The sequence below is a fragment of the Paraburkholderia bengalensis genome (genome assembly GCF_037126505.1).
In the GTDB taxonomy this organism is placed as follows: Bacteria; Pseudomonadota; Gammaproteobacteria; order Burkholderiales; family Burkholderiaceae; genus Paraburkholderia; species Paraburkholderia bengalensis.
Window position 1 is genome coordinate 1 of the sequence record NZ_JACFYJ010000186.1, and the last position, 6,216, is coordinate 6,216.

Here is a 6,216-nt window from a genome sequence, read left to right on the forward strand (position 1 = left end):
TGCTTGCGGTCATCGCCTTCAACGAATCGCTTCATGAGTCACCCGGTCTCAGCGCGTTGATTTAGTTTAGGCGATCAATGCGTTTTCACACAGGCTGGACCCACAGCAGACAGTCACGCACGTCGAGAGTGGCGGACCGCTACCAGCCACATAGCAGCCAATCAAACGCTTCCATTTGCAATTGAAGGCGCGACTGGGGCGGAATACTTCCGATTTGCTACACGCTATCCCATTTGAAATCAGGAGTGCATGAAGATTCATCGGTCTGTTGTACGCAAGCCGATATCGTGAGCGTTGCGAATAGCCAGGGTAGGCGGTTATACCCAAGGTTCGCGTTCGTTCAGACGTCGCGTTGGGACGATGAGGAATTTGCGGATCAGAAAGCAGGAACTCGATCCCTCGAATAGATCTGTAACGAGAAGAAGCGTGTGAAGAAACTCGTCCTTGTACGCGCCTGTCATCCGTGAACAAAACCACGCGTCCGACTTCCTCCATAGGACAGAGAGCTGCCTGTCGCATGAACCTTGACACATGTCAATGCCGTGACCGGCTTCGACCGGATGATGTTCGCTACGATCGCTAAGTCTGGGGCGAATCATGACGGGACGTATTTTTGTAATCGGCGCATCGGAAGGTGGGATCGCGGCCATCTCAGCCTTGATTGCACAGCTGCCCGCCAATTTCCCCGCACCGGTGTTTGTCGCACAGCACATCAATGCCAGTAGCCTGGGCGGGTTACCGCGCATCCTTGGCAGGGCGGGATGTTTGCCAGCGGTACACCCACGGAACATGGAGATGATCCGGAGCGGCAAGGTCTACGTGGCGCCTCCGGACATGCATATGCTCGTTCAACCCGGATACGTCTGCCTTTCGCGGGGACCGCGAGAGAATCACGTTCGTCCCGCTGTCGATCCACTATTCAGGTCCGCCGCGAGCTCATACGGGGCGGCGGTCGTAGGTGTGATCCTGACGGGACACTTGGACGACGGTACGGCCGGTCTCATGGCCGTCAAGGACCGCGGTGGCATTGCAATAGTGCAGGATCATGCCGAAGCCGTCGCTCCGTCGATGCCTCGGAGCGCGCACGCTCACGTTTGCGTCGACCATTGCTGCACGTTGTCGGAAATGGGCGCGATTCTCGTAAATCTGGCGAGCGACGACGTCGGCTCGCAGCTTCCAAATGCAAATCCGCTTATCGAAGTCGAAACACGCATGGCGGCGGGCGAGTTGAACCTGGCCGACTGGTCGCAGTTTGCGAAACTTAGCGCGGCTTCCGGGTTGAGCTGTCCCGATTGCAGCAGTGCGCTTTTCGAAGTACGAGACCACCGGGTGATACGCTTCAGATGCCGCGCCGGGCATGCATTTACGGCCCGGTGTCTGCTCGAGCAGCAGGCGCGGGCCCGAGAAAAGGCGATCGCCAGGCTGTATGGTCTGCTCACTGAAGAAGCCGAGCTTGCCAGGCGTCTGCTCGATTCAACTGCCGCCGACGACTCGCGCCTGCGGGCTGCATTGAGCGACCGGGTCAGCGAAGCCACTTCGAAGGTGGCGCAGGCAGCGCAATGGCTCAACACGTCTGCCGGCCCGGGAAATGCGGCGGCCGCCGCTCCCGCGGCCGATGCGTAACCCGCGGCCGAACCCTTCTCTCGCGGCGACCGCGTGCGATGCATGCCGCGCGGGGTCTTCATTGGCCAAACAAACCGGCCCCTCATAAAAAATACAGTATCGGGTGCTGCAATTTCTACCGACGCATCTAGAATGAGAAAGAACTTCGCGAAGGCTTGGTCACTTCCCAGGAGACGTTTCGAATATGTCCGGGCTACCGACACTGCCGCCAGATGGCGGGACGAACATCGCAGGTGGGCCAGTCACCGCTCAGCGGGAGGCCCGGTCGATAAGACCTAGCACGGACGTTGCCAGCGAATACGAGGCACTTCCTGCTCTGGCTCGTTCACTGTGTATGTCGGACGCTGCAATGCTCCAGCAGCTGTCAGACACTGCAATTAGACTATGCGATGCAGACAGTTCGGGCGTCAGTCTTCGCGTGGGCGATGCGAGCGGTATGGCCGCCTTGCGATGGGTCGTAGTCTCTGGCCGATGCGCGGGCATGGTCGGACACACGATCCCTTACGATCAGAGTCCCGGCGGTGTAACGATCCAGCTCGGGGTTCCCCAGCTATTCCCGTTTCCCAAGCGAAAGTTTGCCTGTCTGGCAGAGGTGGCGCCGGAGATTGCCGAAGAGCTGGTTGTGCCCGTACCTGGGGCCACCGGGCCACTGGGTGCACTCTGGGTCATGTCTCACGAACGGGTGCGATGCTTTGGTAGCGAGCACCGTCGCATTCTGACCGGCCTCGCGCACTTCGCATGCGCCGCGCTAACCGCAACCTCCGCGCGCGCGGACGCTGAAGGGCGTGCCGCGCAGGCCGAGGCGGCGAATAACACGCTCTCCAAAGCGGAGACTGCCAAAGACCGGTTCATCGCCACGCTGGGCCACGAGCTGCGAGGACCACTGGGTCCGATTGACAATGCACTGGAGGCCGCGCAACGGCTCGCGGCCGGAAATGGGGCCGTCCTGTCCGCGCTGGCCGTCGCGAACCGACAGGTTCAGCAACTCAAACGGCTTGTGAGCGATCTGCTTGATGCATCCCGCGTTCGGCACGGGAGTCTTTCCGTTCACCCCGACCATTGCCTGCTGGGTGATATCGTCCGGGACGCGATCGCTTCGGTGAGCTTAGAGGCCGGAAACCGCCGACATCAGCTGCACGTGATTCTACCGCCGCACAGTGTGACGGTATTCGCTGATGCGGCGCGACTGACTCAGGTGTTAACGAACCTGTTGATGAACGCGGTGAAATACACGCCGGTGGGGGGCGAGATCGAGCTGCGCGTGGACGCACCGGATTCCACAATTATTCCGCAAGACGGGTCGACGCCGCTGGATGCGATGATTTCAGTGAAGGACAACGGCATAGGTATTGCGCCTACGCTGCTGCCCAACGTCTTCGATCTTTTCTCCCAGGCACCTTCCGGATGCGGGCGATCCGAAAGTGGTCTTGGGCTCGGCCTGTCGATTGTCAGATACCTGGTCAATGCTCACCGGGGAGAAGTCAACGTTGTCAGCGAGGGCGAGGGCAAAGGCACCGAAGTGACGCTACGGCTCCCTATCGTTACCCGGGATCCCGTCAGACGGGCAGACTGTGCGGCCAACGCCGTCCTGCCAGCGCGCGTTCTACTCGTGGACGATGACGCGGACGCAACTGAAGCACTGGCAATGCTGCTCGCGCTGGACGGGCACGATGTCAGGCGCGCGCAGAGCGGTGAGGAAGCCTTGTCCATTATCGAGTCATTTACGCCGGACGTTGCGCTCATCGATCTCCACATGCCGGGCATGGACGGCATCAAGCTCGCACTACGGCTGCGCCAACAGGCCGCGTGCAGTGCAACCCGGCTGGTCGCGCTCACAGGATGCGCGACGCCGGACGAGCACAACGAGAATCAGTGCGCCTTCGACGGCTACCTCGTCAAGCCACCGTCGCTTGAAGACCTGGCGGAAGTGTTACGTCGGTAACTGCTTTCAGCGCCTCTCGCAGCCATACCGGGCGGCGGCCCACAGCGCCGTAGAACGGCCGATGGCCTCCGTCGGCCGGATGAGCGTTGGAACGCTTGAACACTCGCGCAGGCAGCAGGAGGTCCCCGGAACACCACCAGCCGGGAGTAGTTGATCTTCTCCGAACATCCACTACTCTGAAGACCGGGGGTGACTACTCCCGGATTTTCCCCTCGCAACCCCGCCTGGCAGTGACGTCCGGTGCACGCTCACAACAGGACCAGGCGGGACTTTTTCGCGCCGTTCCGTCCGGCCGCGCCATGCATTGTCCGACCCGGCCGTCTGCGCACGAGCGGGCGAGATACCGGACCGGAGATTCGGGCAACGGCCCATTCCCGGCGAATACGGTGCTGCAACGCACGGACGCCAGTGCCGACTCACGGTTGGCGAACTGGCCGAATTCGCCCAGAAAGGTCATTTCGCCAGCCTCTTCGAAGATCGAAACCCGGGCGACGAATGTGTTACCGGCTCTCGAGACGGACGGCTGGATCGCGACGCCCTGGTGACCCAAGTACATGCGTCACTCCTTCGGATTGACCGTGTGGCGATTGTAAGTCGTCGTGCATGGTGGTCCGACCCATTTTTTTCGCCGCCAATGCATCGAACGTCGAGGCTCCGGCGCTGCCACGTCAGCGCCGTCGGCAGTAAGCGCGCCGGTAGATCTTTTCGAAACCGCCTGCGACTCACGTGGCGCGTTGACCGTCATCAGGTGCCTGTACTATTGGTGCCTTCCTTTCATCTGAAGAGCGAACATGCGACTAGCCGAGTTCATCATGCAGGACATGGAGCCGATCCTGGCGCAGTGGGAAGCCTTTGCAACCACCTTGCTGCCTGCAGCAGCCCGTATGGACCCGCTCGCGTTACGCGATCACGCGCGTCAGATTTTGCAGGCGGTGGCCAGAGACATCACGACGCCGCAATCCAGGGATGAGCAACGCGAAAAATCGCAGGGGCGTGCCCACCGCTCACTCGATGCTCCGGAGACGGCCGCACAGACGCATGCCGTTCTTCGCGCGCGCCGCGGTTTCAACATCAACCAGTTGGCGGCTGAATACCGCGCGCTGCGTGCAAGTGTGTTGCACCTATGGATCGAGACGTGTTCGCCCGACTCTCCCGATCTGGAAGACATGATCCGGTTTAACGAGGCCATCGATCAGGCACTGGCGGAATCGATTGGCTTTTTCAATGAGCAGGTCGAACAGGCCCGCAATCTGTTGCTGGGAATGCTGGGCCATGACATGCGCAGCCCGCTGCAGACCATCCAGATGACAGCGTCATCGCTTGCCGCCCTGAATGCCGGGGACCACGTTTCGGAGGCGGCCGCCAGACTGATAAGAAGCGGTGCGCGCATGCAGAACCTTCTGGATGATCTGTGTGATTTCAATCGGGCCAGGCTGGGACTGGGTATCAATATCGATCCCCGGGAGGTCGATCTGGCCGAGGTGTTCGCCGATCTGGTTGACCAGTTGCGCACAGCACATCCAGCACGCCAGATCAATCTGGAAGCCACGGGCAATCTGAAGGGCATCTGGGATGGCCCGCGTCTGCAGCAGTTGCTAGGCAACCTCGTGTCAAACGCCATCGCGCATGGGGCGGCGGATACGCCGATCGGCGTCGCACTCGCGGAGGCCGGCACGGGAGTACGTTTTGAAGTCCGCAACAGCGGGCCGGCCATCGATGACGTGACGCTGGAGCGTATTTTCGATCCGCTCCAGCGTGGTTTGCATCATGGGGATGACAGCGACGGCAAGGGTGGCCTCGGGCTGTTGGCCTCGGGCTGGGCCTTTACATAGCGAGCGAGATCGCGAAGGCCCATGATGGCGCGATCGAAGCACGCTCCGATCAGGCAGAGACGGTATTTGTGGTGCGGCTGCCGCGCCGTAGGCAGTGAGCGGTACAATCCGCACAGGCGTAATCGAGCGATCCGCCCCTTGCCGGGCACCGATCATGCGCTCGTGGGAAAGGACATTTCGACCAGAATCGCCATGCCGCCTTTACGCTTTTATTCGACACCCCGTCCGTGGACCGAGCGGCGCGTCGCTCTCGGAGGCGTCAGACTGCGCGTCTTGATCGTTGACGATAACCGGGACGGTGCCGACGCGCTGACCGTCTACCTGTCGCTGCACGACATCGATTGCCAGGCTGTGTACGGCGGACGGGATGCCATCGCGCTCGGGACTACATGGTTGCCGCATATCGTGCTCATGGATATTTCGATGCCGGAGTGCGACGGGTACGAGGCTGCCCGCGCGCTGCGACAGGCTCCTCACACAGCGAACACCCTCATCGTTGCGCATACGGCGCTGGACGAATCCGAGGTTCGGCGGAAAATCGTTGACGATGAATTTGACGGCTATCTGCAAAAAGGCCGCGGGACCGGGCAGATCGTGGCACTGATTGCAAGGCTCACACATTGACTGCCTGTCATGTGTGGGCGGCCCACTCTTCGAATCGGGTGTCGGGCCGAAAAGCCGGACGGTCTCGCATCGCCTCGCCATTCAGGAACGGCGCAAGCGAGTCCTGTACTCATACCCGTCGTCTCACCTCGGTTGGTGACTGGCCGATGAATCGACGGAATACTTTTGCCAGCCGGTCGCTGGTGCGAAATCCCG

General features: G+C 61.1%; 3 protein-coding genes and 1 pseudogene. All 4 read left to right on the top strand.

The annotated features are described in order from the left end of the window. Positions 1–597 precede the first annotated feature (597 nt). On the top strand, positions 598–1,623 hold the full coding sequence (locus H3V53_RS42060) for a chemotaxis protein CheB (RefSeq protein ID WP_336602875.1): 1,026 nt from the start codon (positions 598–600) through the stop codon (positions 1,621–1,623). Between the two features lie 481 nt (positions 1,624–2,104). Further along, a complete protein-coding gene (locus tag H3V53_RS42065; RefSeq protein ID WP_336602876.1) occupies positions 2,105–3,565 on the top strand; it encodes an ATP-binding response regulator in 1,461 nt (486 codons plus the stop codon). 791 nt (positions 3,566–4,356) lie between these two features. Then, positions 4,357–5,495, top strand: a pseudogene (locus tag H3V53_RS42070) (ATP-binding protein). 40 nt (positions 5,496–5,535) lie between these two features. After that, on the top strand, positions 5,536–6,021 hold the full coding sequence (locus H3V53_RS42075) for a response regulator (RefSeq protein ID WP_336602877.1): 486 nt from the start codon (positions 5,536–5,538) through the stop codon (positions 6,019–6,021). Positions 6,022–6,216 lie beyond the last annotated feature (195 nt).

Coding starts and splice junctions, on each gene's coding strand:
- H3V53_RS42060 (WP_336602875.1), top strand. CDS start 598: ATGACGGGACGTATTTTTGTAATCGGCGCATCGGAAGGTGGGATCGCG.
- H3V53_RS42065 (WP_336602876.1), top strand. CDS start 2,105: ATGGTCGGACACACGATCCCTTACGATCAGAGTCCCGGCGGTGTAACG.